Source organism: Gemmiger formicilis (assembly GCF_900167555.1).
GTDB classification, from domain to species: Bacteria; Bacillota; Clostridia; order Oscillospirales; family Ruminococcaceae; genus Gemmiger; species Gemmiger formicilis.
In genome coordinates this window covers 1-15,108 of the sequence record NZ_FUYF01000028.1, presented here as the reverse complement: position 1 = coordinate 15,108, position 15,108 = coordinate 1, and the positions used below count along the sequence as shown (strand labels likewise).

17 protein-coding genes are annotated in these 15,108 nt (G+C 43.4%); 13 read left to right on the top strand and 4 right to left on the bottom strand.

What is annotated here, in order from left to right; genetic code table 11:
- The 13 genes from B5D32_RS13280 to B5D32_RS13230 form a co-directional block, all read left to right on the top strand.
- Positions 1 to 303, top strand: a 303-nt coding sequence (locus B5D32_RS13280) for an RNA polymerase sigma factor (RefSeq protein WP_143402773.1), incomplete at its 5' end; no start/stop codon positions are given.
- A 510-nt stretch (positions 304 to 813) separates the two neighbouring features.
- Entirely contained in the window at positions 814 to 1,017 is a 204-nt protein-coding gene (locus B5D32_RS13275; RefSeq protein ID WP_118709570.1) for a hypothetical protein, read from the top strand.
- Positions 1,018 to 1,150: 133 nt separating this feature from the next.
- A complete protein-coding gene (locus B5D32_RS15420) occupies positions 1,151 to 1,327 on the top strand; it encodes a hypothetical protein (protein WP_165483719.1) in 177 nt (58 codons plus the stop codon).
- Between the two features lie 89 nt (positions 1,328 to 1,416).
- Positions 1,417 to 2,925 (top strand): recombinase family protein, encoded by a 1,509-nt coding sequence (locus B5D32_RS13270; RefSeq protein WP_078785468.1) that lies wholly within the window; start codon positions 1,417 to 1,419, stop codon positions 2,923 to 2,925.
- 153 nt (positions 2,926 to 3,078) lie between these two features.
- The gene (locus B5D32_RS15035; RefSeq protein ID WP_143402772.1) at positions 3,079 to 3,486 is read left to right on the top strand and encodes a hypothetical protein; all 408 of its coding nucleotides are present in this window, start codon (positions 3,079 to 3,081) and stop codon (positions 3,484 to 3,486) included.
- Between the two features lie 93 nt (positions 3,487 to 3,579).
- Entirely contained in the window at positions 3,580 to 3,816 is a 237-nt protein-coding gene (locus tag B5D32_RS13265) for a hypothetical protein (protein ID WP_143402771.1), read from the top strand.
- Between the two features lie 134 nt (positions 3,817 to 3,950).
- Positions 3,951 to 4,640 carry a response regulator transcription factor gene (locus tag B5D32_RS13260; protein WP_078785466.1) on the top strand — a complete coding sequence of 230 codons (690 nt, stop codon included), beginning with the start codon at positions 3,951 to 3,953 and terminating at the stop codon, positions 4,638 to 4,640.
- Positions 4,616 to 5,881, top strand: coding sequence for a sensor histidine kinase (locus B5D32_RS13255; RefSeq protein ID WP_078785465.1), 1,266 nt, complete (start codon positions 4,616 to 4,618; stop codon positions 5,879 to 5,881). The genes B5D32_RS13260 and B5D32_RS13255 overlap by 25 nt, the downstream gene beginning before the upstream one ends.
- 113 nt (positions 5,882 to 5,994) lie before the next feature.
- Positions 5,995 to 6,669 carry an ABC transporter ATP-binding protein gene (locus tag B5D32_RS13250; protein WP_078785464.1) on the top strand — a complete coding sequence of 225 codons (675 nt, stop codon included), beginning with the start codon at positions 5,995 to 5,997 and terminating at the stop codon, positions 6,667 to 6,669.
- On the top strand, positions 6,666 to 9,095 hold the full coding sequence (locus B5D32_RS13245; protein ID WP_078785463.1) for an ABC transporter permease: 2,430 nt from the start codon (positions 6,666 to 6,668) through the stop codon (positions 9,093 to 9,095). Before B5D32_RS13250 ends, B5D32_RS13245 begins: the two co-directional genes overlap by 4 nt.
- Positions 9,096 to 9,425: 330 nt before the next feature.
- Positions 9,426 to 9,602 carry an antitoxin VbhA family protein gene (locus B5D32_RS15255; protein ID WP_159447053.1) on the top strand — a complete coding sequence of 59 codons (177 nt, stop codon included), beginning with the start codon at positions 9,426 to 9,428 and terminating at the stop codon, positions 9,600 to 9,602.
- Positions 9,603 to 9,608: 6 nt separating this feature from the next.
- On the top strand, positions 9,609 to 10,199 hold the full coding sequence (locus B5D32_RS13240) for a Fic/DOC family protein (protein WP_078785462.1): 591 nt from the start codon (positions 9,609 to 9,611) through the stop codon (positions 10,197 to 10,199).
- 491 nt (positions 10,200 to 10,690) lie between these two features.
- Positions 10,691 to 11,992 carry a reverse transcriptase/maturase family protein gene (locus tag B5D32_RS13230; RefSeq protein ID WP_078785460.1) on the top strand — a complete coding sequence of 434 codons (1,302 nt, stop codon included), beginning with the start codon at positions 10,691 to 10,693 and terminating at the stop codon, positions 11,990 to 11,992.
- A gap of 450 nt (positions 11,993 to 12,442) precedes the next feature.
- Here B5D32_RS13230 and B5D32_RS13225 read toward each other — a convergent pair whose 3' ends face one another.
- From B5D32_RS13225 to B5D32_RS13210, 4 genes are all read right to left on the bottom strand, one after another.
- Positions 12,443 to 12,895, bottom strand: coding sequence for an SWIM zinc finger family protein (locus B5D32_RS13225; protein ID WP_078785459.1), 453 nt, complete (start codon positions 12,893 to 12,895; stop codon positions 12,443 to 12,445).
- 20 nt (positions 12,896 to 12,915) lie between these two features.
- On the bottom strand, positions 12,916 to 14,085 hold the full coding sequence (locus tag B5D32_RS13220) for a Fic family protein (RefSeq protein WP_078785458.1): 1,170 nt from the start codon (positions 14,083 to 14,085) through the stop codon (positions 12,916 to 12,918).
- Between the two features lie 202 nt (positions 14,086 to 14,287).
- Positions 14,288 to 14,728 (bottom strand): hypothetical protein, encoded by a 441-nt coding sequence (locus B5D32_RS13215; protein WP_078785457.1) that lies wholly within the window; start codon positions 14,726 to 14,728, stop codon positions 14,288 to 14,290.
- Positions 14,715 to 14,984: a plasmid mobilization protein gene (locus B5D32_RS13210; RefSeq protein ID WP_143402770.1), complete on the bottom strand. Its 270-nt coding sequence runs from the start codon at positions 14,982 to 14,984 to the stop codon at positions 14,715 to 14,717. The genes B5D32_RS13215 and B5D32_RS13210 overlap by 14 nt, the downstream gene beginning before the upstream one ends.
- Positions 14,985 to 15,108 lie beyond the last annotated feature (124 nt).

Genomic DNA, 15,108 nt, shown 5'->3' with positions numbered 1-15,108 from the left:
CTGCGTACATACCGCCACAAAGCCTACTATTCCCTTGATCGGGATGACGGGCTGGAGCATGAAGCTGTCTTTGTTGCCTTATCTCCCCATGAACTGTATGAGCGGAAAGTGACCATGCAGGAGCTTCACGCAGCGATTTCCAGTCTGCCGGACAAACAGGCAAAACGGATTTATGCTCATTTTATTCTCGGCATGACCAAACAGGACATTGCCCGGGCAGAGGGCGTCCATGAAAAAGTGGTTCGTGTCGCAATCGAGCGAGGTCTGCGGCGCTTAGAAAAAATTTTGAAAAATTCTTTGTAAGGCGTACCGATTTAGGCCGGAAAATGAAATGGCTTATGAGAGGCAAAACACTTCGGGTCACAATGGCTCGAGGTTCAGACAAGCCTCATGCAGATTGAAAATCGAATAAAAAGACACCCGGATACGAAGGGGAACGCGCTGTGTGACAGACCCGCCATGACCTCGGATTTCAGAGAATACAGTCTTTGTAAAACTGAGCGAGCGAACAGGTCCATGCCATAGGTGGGGCAAGGCTGGCTCCACCGGAACAGGCGCAGAACCCGGATACTTGCGTTTAGTCACAGTCCGAGCGTTGAAGCGGCCTTGCAAGCCGTGAGCCGTCGCAGGCAATGAGAACGCCTTGCCATCAGAATGGGGAGAGTTGAAATACTATGGGGCATGAAGCCTATGTCCGTCCGGTGTGTCTGAAATGAAGTGAAAACCTATGGGGAGCCCCCGGCAATGCTGTCTGATGATAGGCCAACCGATCCGGCGTGGCTCCCCATCTTTTCAAAAAAGGAGCACTTGTTTATGGGAAATGCGTTTGGAATGATCCCCGGCTTGGAAACGGACGAATGGAGCAATGACGCCTGCCGCGGTTATGTCATTATGGCAATGGAGGACTGCGGATTTTCAAAGAAGGATATACGGCGTGTTGTGGGGCAGCTTTATGAAGTATTTGACCTCAACAGCGTGGAGGACGCCAAAGAAAAGTACCATTCCAGTCCTTACTGAGCTCGGGCCATATCGACCCGAAGTGGAGAAAGCTCAAAGGGCGGCACCTGCTGGGTGTCGCCTTTTGACATTTCCCCACAGGACAAGCGGGAAAGGCAGGCATATACACGCACTTTCGCAAAGGAGGTTTTCAATGACGCAAGCTGTCACTTATGAACGAGAAACAAAGTCTGTCGCATTTCAAGGGAAGATCATTGTGCTGGAAAGCCTCACGCCGGTACTTCCCCCGAAGGAGAAAGCACAGCGCAAAAAAGAAATTGAGCGTTGTCTTTATGAGGTGTTCAGAAAATATGGGGACAGATTTCCCTAATCATTCGCAACATTGTTGTCCGGGGCTGCTGATGGTATAATATAGTTGTAAGGTTGGTAGCTCCATTCCAACAAGGAAAGGAGCCCAATATGGAATTTATCAGAGAAGATTGTATTTACGCAAGACAGTCAGTAGACCGCAAGGACAGTATCAGCATTGAAAGTCAGATCGACTTTTGCAAGTATGAATTGAAAGGTGGGAGCTGCCGGGTATTCAAGGACAAAGGCTATTCCGGTAAAAATACGGACAGGCCGGAGTTTCAAAAGCTGTTGGGCGAGATCCGCAAGGGAAAGGTCAGGCGGGTCATCGTGTATAAACTGGACCGTATAAGCCGCTCTATTCTGGACTTTGCAACGATGATGGAGCTGTTTCAAGAGTATGATGTGGAGTTTGTATCATCCACAGAAAAGTTTGATACTTCGACCCCGATGGGCCGGGCCATGCTGAATATCTGCATTGTATTCGCCCAGCTTGAACGTGAGACAATTCAGAAGCGTGTCACAGACGCCTACTATTCACGGTGCCTGAAAGGCTTTCACATGAGCGGACAGGCACCATACGGTTATCAGTTAGAGCCTACTGTGGTAGAGGGTATCCGCACAAAGAAAATGGTTGCCGACCCCATAGCCGCCGACCATGTTCGGCTGATGTTTGAAATGTACGCTGAACCGGAAACCTCCTTCGGAGATATTACTCGATACTTCGAGGAACATGACATAAAAATTTATGGCAAATCCATGTTCCGTACATTTCTTTCCCAGCTTTTAAGAAACCCCGTTTATGCACAGGCCGACTTGGAGCTGTACGAATTTTTCAAGAGTCAGGGTGCAGCGATTGTCAATGACGCTTCTGACTTTGCCGGAACAAACGGCTGCTATCTCTATCAGGGGCGGGATGTGAAGGAGGACAAAGACAGGTGCTTAAAAGACCAGATACTTGTTATCGCTCCCCACGAAGCACTCATTTCCTCTGACACATGGCTGAAATGTCGGAAAAAACTTATGGCAAACACCACCTTCCAGCAGGGACGGAAACCAAAAAATACTTGGCTGGCCGGAAAAATCAAATGCGGGCATTGTGGGTATGCTCTGAAAGCCACCCATGTACCAAACAGCACCGGCTATTTCCGCTGTACCAAACGGACGGAAAACAAAGGCTGTCCGGGCTGCGGGAAAATCCGCAAAGAAGAATTTGAGCAATTCATTTTCTCGACCATGCAGGAAAAGTTCAAAGATTTTCAGATACTCCACGGCAGGGAGGAAAAAGTCAATCCGAAACTGACCGCCTATCAAGTGGAGCTGGCACAGGTGGAGGCAGAAATTGAAAAGCTGCTGGATACGCTGACCGGAGCCAATGCGACCTTGCTTGCCTACGCTAACAAAAAAATTGAAGAACTGGACACCCGACGCCAGACCATTTCAAAGGCAATCGCTGAATTGAGCGTTGAAACCATATCTCCCCAGCAGATAAAGAAGTTATCCTATTATCTCGACAACTGGGACAGCATAGATTTTGACGACAAAAGAAAAGCCGCCGATGGCTTGATCTCTACAATCAAGGCCACCAGCGACCATGTTCAGATAGAGTGGAAAATCTGACATTTCCGCTCTATCGCCCCTCATTTCTATTTTATCTTGTTTGTACCCCTTGTACACCGATGTTTGCGAAAGAAAAATTCTTTTCTGAACATCCGTGAAATTGTCTGTGATTACTGGAAAATGCTTTCTTCTTTACGCCATCGCGTAATTTTTATGGCAACACCAATTAGCTTTGGAATCGGTCTGACGTTAATTTCCCCAATTAGCACGAGTGTTCTGGAAACGGTATGTACGGCAATTTCAATTTTGCTGGGGTTATTATTTGCCACATTAGGTGCAATCGCCAGTGGAAATGAGAAAAAGAAAAAGGGTTATCCTGCTTACGGTACAGTGTTCAATGAGACAATCAACACCATACTATATTTATCTTGCTTGTCCATTACAGATTTAGTAGTTCTTTTTATGGGACTAGCACTTGTGCCTTTATATAGAGCTTTGCAGCAAAACTGTATTGCTATACTACATTTTATCGGCAGCGTTACAGTGTACTCTTTAACTTTTTCGATTTTTTTGAATTGCTTGATTGTAATCAAGCGAATAGCGCGATTACTTACAATATAGTGTAACCTATAACTCGTTCGAAATTAGAGAATATTACCGTGTACCCAAAAGCCCCTGCTAAATCAGATAGCAGAGGCTTTGCGTGTTTCCCCGTTGGCACTTTCCGATGGCGGAAACGGCCCGGCGAATGATATTCTGGAGCAGCTTTTCTGGCTGGACGAGGAGCAGCCCGGCGTTATCAAGCTGGTGCCCACAGAGCGCGGCACAGCACGGTATAATGCCAACCCAAACCTTGCGCTGCACTATGATGACAACGATAACTGGCCGCCGCGCTCCCCCGTGGCGATGTGGTTCGATGATACGATTTTGGATGATTTTCTAAAGGATTGAGCTGCGGTTCAGAAGAAGTTGTATGCGGGAGAGATCACACAGGCAGAGTACTTTGAGTGGAAGATTATGTGGCCATCTGTCCTCTGATACAGCCAGCAAATGCAAGATAGTTAATAAAGAGAGGTGCATATGCTATGCCAGGTATACTCGTGGTTGAAGATGATGAAAATTTAAATCGTGGAATTACATTTTCACTGAAAAAATCCGGATATGAGGTTTTTTCAGCAGAATCAGTGAAAAAAGCGAAAAGAATTGCAAGTGATAATAATGTGGATGTTACCATTTGTGATGTGAATCTTCCGGATGGGAATGGACTGGAATTTGTAAGGTGGATGAGATGCAATTATAATACATACATTATTTGTCTTACAGCACTAGATCAAGAGATGGATCAGGTCATGGGATATGAAGCAGGGGCAGATGATTATATTACAAAGCCGTTTAGTCTTTCGGTACTTCTTTTGAAAATAGAAGCACATTTCCGCCGCAGACAGGAGAAAACGGAAGCCGGAAAGATGATTTCGGGAGATATCGTATTTATCGCAGGAGAAATGAAAGTCCTGATAAAGAATCGTGAAATCAATCTGACAAAAACGGAGTTGAAAATGCTGACTTTTTTTCTTCAGAATCCGAAACAGATTCTTTCAAAAACACAAATATTGGAAAATGTGTTTGATCTGGAAGGGGATTTTGTGGATGAAAATACAATCGCTGTCAATATCAGAAGACTCCGTGAGAAAATCGAAGACAATCCGGCTGCACCGGTCTATATAAAGAATATCAGAGGTCTTGGGTATATATGGAATCAGGAGGTAAGGCAGTGACAAAGAGATATCGCAAGAAGATTACCGTAGTGCTCTCCTTGGTATTACCTGTCATAGTATTGTTTGCAATATTAAATTGCTTTACCACGCATGTGTTTTATGAAGATTATAAATATAAAATGAATCTTATGACAGAGATTGCTGCAAAGGAAGAATTTTCCGGGCTGGATGCTGTTTCGGAATTGCTTAAGGATAAGGATATTGAAACTAACGAACAGGGAAGGCGATTATTGGAGCAATATGGATACTGGGGGAATAAAGGGAATACATTTTATTCGCAATTCCGGCATCAGGTTATGGTGACCGGTGCTGTAAGCACTGTGATATGCGTGCTTCTTTTGACTTTTTTACTTTATTGGAAGAAAAAAGAAGATGCGTGTCATCAGAAGACTTTAGACCAGTTGGAAGAAACTCTGATCAGATTTCGTGAAAACAAATTTGATGATTTACTGAAAACGGAAAATCATGCAGAACTGGAAAAATTGAATGACCAGCTTGAAGCAATCGGACATCATATTCAGTTGCTAAAGGAAGAAGCACGGGCAGAAAAAGAGAGCACGAAAGAAATGGTTTCTGATATTTCTCACCAGCTAAAGACACCGGTTGCAGCTTTGGATATATGTTTTAGTGTGCTGATGCAGAATGACTTAAGTGCCACAGAACAGGAGGAGTTTCGTATCCGGTGTCGGAGTGCTCTGGATGGACTGGAGACATTATTGCAGTCGCTTCTTGAAATATCCAAGATGGAAACCGGACTGATTCAGATGAATAAGAAAAAACTTCCGCTTATGGATACTGTCATATCTGCTGTGAACCGCACTTATCCTAAAGCGGATGAGAAAGAAATTGAATTCGTTTTTGACTATGAAAAAGAGCTGGAAACATGCACGATTATGCAGGACAAAAAGTGGCTTGGTGAAGCTGTGATCAACGTTCTGGATAATGCGGTCAAGTACAGTCCGTGTGGTTCAAAAATATTTATCCGGTTACAAAAAAGAAACGATCTTGTAAGAATGGAAATTGAGGATCAGGGAATCGGTATTCCGCAGAATGAGTATCACAAAATTTTTCAACGATTTTACAGAGGAAGTTCCAAGGAAGTCATGGAAAAGAGTGGTACAGGAATCGGACTTTTTCTATCGAGAGAAATTATCGAAAAACACGCAGGTACGATTACGGTAACCTCCGGCAAAAAGAAAAAAGGAAGCACGTTTGTGATTCAATTACCATATGTTGGTTAAATTTTAAGTGAGCAGAAATCTTACAATTCTGTAAGACTTCTGCTCGTTTTTTGAAAGTGAAATGAAAGATTGCCCTGATACAATTTGGATGTAAGATGAAAAGGAGGCAACACATGAGTGTGATATTAGAAACCAAGCAGCTTTGTAAGTTTTATGGGACGGGGGAAAATCAGGTCAAAGCCGTCAATCATGTGAATATCCAGATTCAACAGGGAGAATTTGTCGCAATTGTCGGAAAGTCAGGTTCCGGTAAAAGTACATTACTTCATATGCTTGGAGGGCTTGATACCCCGACAAAAGGCAGCGTTACTTTAGCGGGGAAAGATTTATACAGGATGAAGGAAGATGCCCTTGCTGTTTTCCGCAGAAGAAAAATCGGATTTGTTTTTCAGGCATTTAATCTGGTTTCATCTGTTAATGTCTGGGAAAATATTGTACTGCCACTGGGGCTGGATGGAAGAAAAGTGGATGAAGCGTATGTAAATGATATTATTGCAACTCTGGGAATTGAAAACCGGATTTATAATCTGCCAAATCAGTTATCCGGAGGACAGCAGCAGAGAGTAGCAATTGCAAGAGCACTGGTGAATCGTCCGGAAATTATATTTGCAGATGAGCCGACAGGCAATCTTGATTCCAAGACCAGTGATGAGGTAATCGCCCTGCTTAAGATGACAGCAAAAAAATATGGACAGACAATTGTAATGATTACCCATGATGATGAGATCGCGCAGGTTGCTGACCGTATTTTAGTCATCGAGGATGGACAGGTGGTGGATTTCAATTGAGGACGATCAGCAAAATTGCATTCAGCAACGACAAAAGAAATCGGACAAGAAGTGTCCTCATTATGACGGCGATTTGCCTGACTACCATGCTTCTGGTCATTATCAGTACAATTGGAAATGGAATGATACGTTTACAGAAAAGTCAGGCGGCAAGCTCATACGGAAGCAACTACGGCCTGTTTATCGCCGCAGATGGTACGCAATTAAAAGAAGTGGAACGCAGAGCTGAGATATCTGATATCGGCATCATGTGTACGGAGGGCATCCTGAAAGGAAATGAAAATGGCGGCTTTGTCAGTATGGATGAAACGGTCAGGAAAATGCTTCCCTATAATCAGGAATATGTGTTGAAGGAAGGTACCTATCCGGAAAAGGCGCAGGAAATTGCCGCAGGACGCGCTTTCTTTGATGCAGTGGGATACCATGATGTAAAGGTCGGAGACACCGTAACATTGGAGTACCGTTCCGGCATGCAGTCGGAATACGCACCGGTGGAATTTACTGTCAGCGGGATTTTATATGACCGGGATGAATATACCATCGAGGCTTCCTATGTTGTATTCGGTTCGCAGGATTTTTATAATGAGCGTGTTGCGGAGGGTGACAGGCAATATAATATCTATTTTACCTTGAGCGATTTTGCAAATGTATCTATGAATAATGTTGCGCCTGTTATAAAAGAAATCGCGGATTCCTGCGGCATTGTCCAGAAAAACGTGATCATCAATGACCTCTACCTGCAGTGGGTATTGCAGCCGAGCTATGAAATGATTGTGGTTTGTGGAACCCTGATCCTCGGAATCGTGCTGTTTTCCGTTGTGGTCATTTATAATATCTTCCAGGTCGGGATTGCCCAGAAGGTTCAGGAGTACGGAAAAATCAAGGCGCTGGGTGCAACCAGAAAGCAGATGAAGCAGTTGATCTTTCGTGAGGGCATTCTTCTGGCGGTTCCTTCGATACCGCTGGGGTTGCTGTTTGGTTTCCTGATTGCAAAAGTCAGCTTCAACTGGCTGGTGGAGCAGGGAAATCTGGTAAAGTCCGGAATCAAGAACCATCAGGTGCCTCTGTTTTCACTGACAATTATGCTCATCTGCATTTTTGTATCGTTTCTTACGATCGTTTTGGCTCTGCGCAAACCCATGAAAATTGTTTCCCGGATTTCACCCATCGAAGCGACACGGTATCTTGACGGCTCCAAAACGCAAAAACAGGGCAGACGAAAAGGCAGAAAAGATGTCACCGTTTTCTCCATGGCAATGGCAAATGTGACAGGCAATCCGAAAAGAACCATTGCTACGATTCTTACCATGGGGCTTTCCTGTGTATTGTTTGTAATTATCTCTAATTATGTTGGGAATATTGACACGGAGCACGAGGCGCGGATTGCAATCAACCATGGACAATTTGAGTTGCAGCTGGATTATTCCCTGAATTATGATGAAGCCTATCCGGAGAATAATCTGGATACGATTCTGACGGATAATCCATTGAATGATTCGCTGATTGAAGAAATCAAAAGCATTCCGGGAGTGACAGATGTCATGGCGAGAGAGATTGTCTCTGTAAATCTGAACGGAACAAGATTTCCGGCTGCTATTGTGAGTGAAAATGATTTTGATTTTATGCGCCAAGACGGGGATATTGGCTCTATGGACTATGATCAGGCGGTAAAGAATGGTGATATTTTCTTTGGCTGGTCGGCGTGGATGAAACAAGATGGATATGCTCCGGGTGAATCCATTGCATTTGACTTTGAGAATGGAAGTGGAACCTATACCTATCAGGGAAAGATTGCAGGATCCTTTGTAAGCGCGGACACTTATCTTGTCATTCCGGAAGGTGTATACCGTTCCATGAATCCGAGAGGAACAGCCTATGGCTATCTGTGGGTGGACTGTGATAAAAAAGATGTTGCATCTGTGGAACAGAGTCTGAATACTTTGATTTCTAATACTTCGCATATAAAAATGGATACCTATCATGCACAGTTACAATCTGCAGAATACACAAGCCGTATGATGAAGCTTGGCTGCTATCTGTTCATGGCAATTGTCGGTCTCATTGGGTTTATGAATCTGGCAAACACCATGATCATCAATATCACCACGAAGAAGCAGGAATACGGTGTGCTGCAAGCGGTAGGCATGACCAATAAGCAGTTGAATCTGAGCTTACAAATACAGGGCTTGATTTTTACAGTTGGCACCATCTGCGTCGCACTTGCTGCCGGTCTGCCCCTTGGCTATGCACTGTTTTCCTATGCGAAGCATAATGGGATGTTTGGAATGAACGTTTATCACGTTCCTCTTATCCCGATTCTTGTTATGATTCTTCTGGTTGGTATTCTACAAATTGTGCTTTCCTGTGTTTTAAGCAGTAATCTGAAAAAGGAAACGCTGGTAGAAAGAATAAGGTATCAGGGATAGCAAGTATTGCTGGGATATCCTCAGTATCATAACAGGAATTAAAAGCACTTGGCTTCAAAAAGTTTTGTACTTTTGACAAAATGCAACCGATTTTTCATCAATTATAATAAATTTGATTAAGCAGCCTGTGTGTAATGAAGCATACAGGCTGCTTGCATTTTATAACTCTAATGAATCTTCTGCATCTACCCACATCTGTAAATTGCCCTCAAGATACGATAAGCTGATGCAGGTGGTTATGGAATAAGCGGTAAGAAGTTTTGCAAGAAAAATTGCATTTGGTTGCCTTATCGTATATAATTGATGAAAAAGCGAAAGGCGGTTTTGTATATGGCACCAATTACTCGTGAACAGGCATTGGAAAATGCTTTGGCTTCTTCGCGCATCGAGGGGTATGAAGTCACCGAACAGACCCGTGCCGACTGCCGCCGCCTGATGGACGGCAAAGTAGATGCCCGCACCTTGGCTGCTGAAATTCTGGCACGGCGCAGGGCGCAGCGAGGGTAAAATACCATGGCAAACTATGCAGTGGATTCTTTGCAGGATGGGTGCTATCCGGGTACTGTGGTGTTAATAAATATACTTGGCATTCAAAATCAGTCCGACTTGGATGCCGTGGAAGGTACGATTGTTCCGGCTAAGGCTGCTTTATGGGAAGAAAAACCTTTAGTAGAAAGTTTCGATTTTTCGCATTACTGCGCGATTCATCGCTTTTTGTTTGAAGATTTATACGAATGGGCGGGCAAGCCGCGAACGGTGGATATTTCAAAGAAAGGCACACAGTTTTGCCCCGCTGCGCAAATTGAAAGCACAGCGAAAGCCATCTTTGCCAGATTAAAAAAGCAGAATTTCCTTGTAGGCTTAGACAGAGCGCACTTCATTTCTGCCATAGTAGACTTTTACGAGCGAACGAATGAGCTTCACCCATTCCGAGAGGGCAACGGCAGAACCCAGCGTGTTTTTCTTTCGCAGCTTGCCCACCATTCGGGATATGTCATTGATTTTACCCGTGTTGACCCGGATGATTTAATGATTGCCACAATTCAGGCTGCAGGCGGCGTGGATGATTTTTTGAAGGTTCTGTTTGATGAGATGGTTGTCTAACAAATCCGAATTTGTGCAACAGGCTGCTGCACAAATTTCAGGGATATAAAACTGTGCTAAAATAACGCTGCTGTAAGTGATTTTTACTTAGGCATTGCAAAATTCATAAAATATTAACCCTTATGTACTTGCATCGGAATGAGATTTGCTTTATACTAAATATGCTATATGTGTAGGCATATAGGAAAAGAATTGTTGTCAACTGTTCGACTATGAGATTTGAAAGAATTTCATCGAGAATCTTTGACCCTGACCATAGCCGCGCGGCTGTGACCAGTGCGAAGAACAAGAACATCTTGATAGCACCTCTTTCTTCATCAATTATACCATAACTGATGATTGAGCGCATTTGGATAGCCTGTGTTTCAGGTTAACAAGCATTGAGTATTCAGTGAGCAAAATCAAATACAGAGTTTTCACGTATACCCGCCAACTTAGGAATGCTATCCTCCGTGTTGGTGGGTATTTCGCCTTTATGGGAGGAGAATACAATGTCGCCATCCGAATGGGTTCACAGCGATTTTGCTATTAGAAAAAGTAAACGCTCATATGCGCATTTCGATTTCCGAACTGATTTAAGCAAATGCAGCGATTATATTACTTCCCCAGAGAAAGTAGCCACTCACGCCTTTTATCCCTTTATTCACTATACAATTGAATTTGAGAAATATTCAAAAGATAAAGGCAAGAAAATAAAGAAGCGAGAGATATGTTATGCATCACATATAGACCGATGCATCTATCAATACTATAATCATCTACTTGATGAAATGTACATCAAAAGGGTTCATGAGATTAGTATTTCTGATTCAGTTGTAGCTTACAGATCTGATTTGAAAAAGAATAACATCCATTTTTCTCACGAAGCTTTTTCTTTCATCAAAAAAAATGCGCCGTGCTATATCATGATTGGCGATTTCACAAACTTCTTCGATAATTTGGATCACCTCTATCTCAAGCAACAACTTTGTCAATTACTTGGGGTATGCCAACTGCCTGATGACTATTATGCAGTCTATAAGAGTGTTACAAAGTATTGCAAATGGGATTTAAATGATTTACTGACTTTAAATCACCTCAAGTCACACGAAGAACTAAACAAGAAAGATCGAGTACTATCCCCCTATGATTTTCGCAAATACAAGCATGCATTTTTGCAAAAGAACCCAAATGCTTATGGGATTCCACAGGGCTCGCCGATAAGTGCATTATTGGCCAATGTCTATATGCTTGACTGTGATAAAGCTATTGTTGATTATGTGTCTGCTTTAAATGGATTCTATATGCGTTATAGCGATGACTTTTGTATCATCATTCCGTGTGAAGAAAAGCAAATTGCAACGGATGCTTTTAGCCACATAAAGAGTATTTTGCATGGTGTCAAGCATTTGACATTACAGCCAGATAAAACGCAATACTTCTATTACAGTGGAACTTCCGTAGAAAATGTAGCAACAGTATTTGATTCTAACTCAAATGGTCAAAATCGATACATTAATTTTCTTGGCTTTACCTTTGATGGTACACACATTCATATCAGGGGCAAGACTATTTCAAAGTACTACTATCGTATGGGAAAGAAAGCCCGATCAATTGTCCTTCAGCGAAAAGCCGGGCATAATCCTTCCTTGCGCAACTTATATATGTTATACTCACGAAAAGGAGCAACGTCAGGTAGAGGAAATTTTTTAACCTATGTAAACCGCGCACAATGTGAATTTGGAGTGAACGAACCTATCGACCAACCAGTAAAAAACCACATGGTAAAAATCCGCAAGCGATTAAATTCCTAATATTTTCAATTTCTATATTTTCCGTACTTGCTTTTTGACCACCATTTGACCACTACTGTGCAGTAGCCCTGCGCAATGTCGGAAAAGCCTGTTGTGACAACCAACAACGGGCTTTTTCTTGTTTTGGCGGTAAATGTGCAGAACCAACAAATTTTACGTTTCAACGTCTGTCTATACCGTCCTGCCGTAGTTCTCCGACTGAATGCCTGTAATCGGCCAAGCTAAGCTCCACCGCGTTTTCTAAAAAAACATCATGTCACCGCATATTTTTATGCAGTTTTCTTTCTTTTTTCTACATTGACTTTGTCGTCGTTCTTTACGACGCTGAAAAACGACTCTTACGATATACACAACTTATCTATGCACATTCAATTGTAGCTTACGCGCTCACTGGATGGAAAACACCTTGCTCTTCTTATGTAATATAGAAGTTGCACCTAAACTTTGCAGTTACTCAATATACTTGCGGACAAAATCATCAAATGTCCAATCCGAACTATCGTACAGTACATCCATCAGAATCTCCCGAAGCTGTGCTTTTGTCTGCTCATTTATGAAAGCCTCAACCAATTCATCTATATGCTCTGCACGGTACTGCTGTTCTTCTTCGTATTCATCTACTTCTTTTTTATACTTTTTTGCTTCCTTGGGGAACTCTGTAAAATACAACGCAATTTGATGCTTGCAAACCACGCGCCGTCCTGCTGCGAATGGGCAATTACAATGGGATTTGCGGGGATGCTCAATATCTATAAAAGCTGTATATTGTCGTCCCTCACTACCGCTAACAATCCCCATATACTCTGTGTCGGAAACTTTATCACGCGCCAGCACCTTGTGCTCCGTATAATATTCATAGCCGCGCCACATGGATGCACCACTTGCAACATCTAACAACCCCATTGTTCTGCATTCCTTTCAAGTCAAAACACTTTATATAACACCTTATTACCAGCTTTTCTGGTCTTTAATAGATTCATAGAACTAAACTTCATCACAAATGTCCTAATCGTTGCATAGGCAGCATTGCCAAAATCCCTTTCTAAGCGCTTCGTGGTGAATTCTTCATTGCCATATGCCGATAACACATACTCCCAAAGTTGGCGCTCTTTTTCTGTTACACTCCCGGACGCAATCGCATTTCTATATACCTGCATATCGGCATGGGTGTCTTCGGTATCAGATTGTAGGCGACCGTACACATTTTCGCAGAAATACGCCAGAAACGGCGTCACATCTGTATAACCTGTAAGCAAAGCATTCTTTTCTATCTGCTCATATGCCTTGTAATAGCCCGACTTGTTCTCTGCGATATAGCGCGAAAAAGGGGTGAACAGCGTTGCCGGATAGCCATGTTGCACAAGATACCACATATGGAACAAACGAGCTGTGCGCCCATTACCATCAAAATAGGGGTGATAGTAAGCAAGCGTAAAGTGAAGCATAGCGGCCTTATGCAGTTCATTGATGTTATCACGCTGGTTCGCAAAATTTATCAGCTGCGCCATGGCCTCAGACAACAGCGATGCTGCGAGTCCTTCCCGCGTTTGGTCTCCACCTACAATATAAACCGGAGCATGACGATAAAAGCAGTTCGCTTGTAATTTGTCATCGTCGCTCAGAAAGTTGCCAACGGTCATCTGATACAGGGTATGCAGATTTGCTTCTGTAATTTTATTTTCGCGATTTGCAATAAACTCTAATCCACGTTTTATTCCGTAAATACGGTTTTCTTCTTCATCGCGCGGCGCATAGCCATCCAATATTCTGCGAATGCTCTTTCGTGTGGAGCGAATATTCTCAATCTGTAAGGTTGCATGAATTTCATCTGTCATAGCCTGCAACCCAAACGCGCTTCTAGCCGCCGGAACCGTTAGCAACTGTTTCATTCCTGCAGTTGAGATTCGCGCCACATTGGGTAAATACACAAGCATTTCCCCACGAGAATCTTGAAGCGGTAATTCTTGCGCGAAATCCTGCCGCAATAGTTTCGTGAATTCTTTTACCGCGGCAGATGTGTACTTATATTCCATCCGATTGATTTCGAAAAGATGCTTATCAGAAAACATCTTTGCAAATTGAGCAGCATCCATAGGGCACCCTCCTGTATTTGATACATATTGACATCAATTAGTATTAATATATTACTATTCACTTTAGATGTCAAGAAAGTCTATTGCATGATTACTTAGATAGGCTTTGAGAAAATATTATACAGAAATATAAGTAACGCTTTATGTTCGTATGGTCATAACAGCATACATCGATTTCTATGGAAGTCAATTAAGGCATTTTTTATTCATCTGTATGTAGCCGAGCCTTATCAGTGCTTTCTTCCATAACTGTATAATACTCGTCTATAAGTCTTCCATATGCTTCCTCAACGACATCTCGACTAAGGTTCCCTTTTTCTGGCGAATTTTCAAGAACATAATCTACCGTATTCTTAAACTCCAAAGACTGCATAATGTCTTCACGGAAAGCATTTTTGCTCTTATCGTGTCTAGTTGCATTTTGTTCGCGATTGAATGGCGCAATAATGCTGTAAGCCGCACCTACCCTGCAATGGATGCCGGTGACGAGCTGGGCGCTCTCATTCAGCTTGGTCTTGGCATCGTTCTCTGCATAGTGCAGCGTTTGGGCAAGAGCATCGTATTCGGTCTTGTCCGGGTTGGCGGCATAATCAAGGACGCGCTGTAAGCTGTCCTTGATTGCCCAGATCTTAGTTACCGCCAATGAGCAGGTCCCTCAAGCGGTCAGTCTGGGCGTTGATGGCCGCGCCATCTCGTGCAGAACAGTTCTCTGCAATTTCATCCAGTTTGTCCAATACATCAAATACCTCCTTGGGCGGGTGTCCACCCGGTTCATATCCCAGCGCCCGCTGGCGTAAGTATTCCGAGAGAGATAGCCCGCACCGTTTAGCCATCAGCGTCATTTTTCGTTTCTCTGTGACGCTGACGCGGACATTGATTCCAACGCTGCGCTTTCTCATGCGCTCGCAGCCTCACAGGGGTTCGGGGCTGTCCCCGTAGGCTTTTCGGCGGGTTGCCCTGTGGCAACACTTCGCCCATGCTTGCTTCCCTCAAGCGCTCCGAGTGACGATGGTGACGATGGTG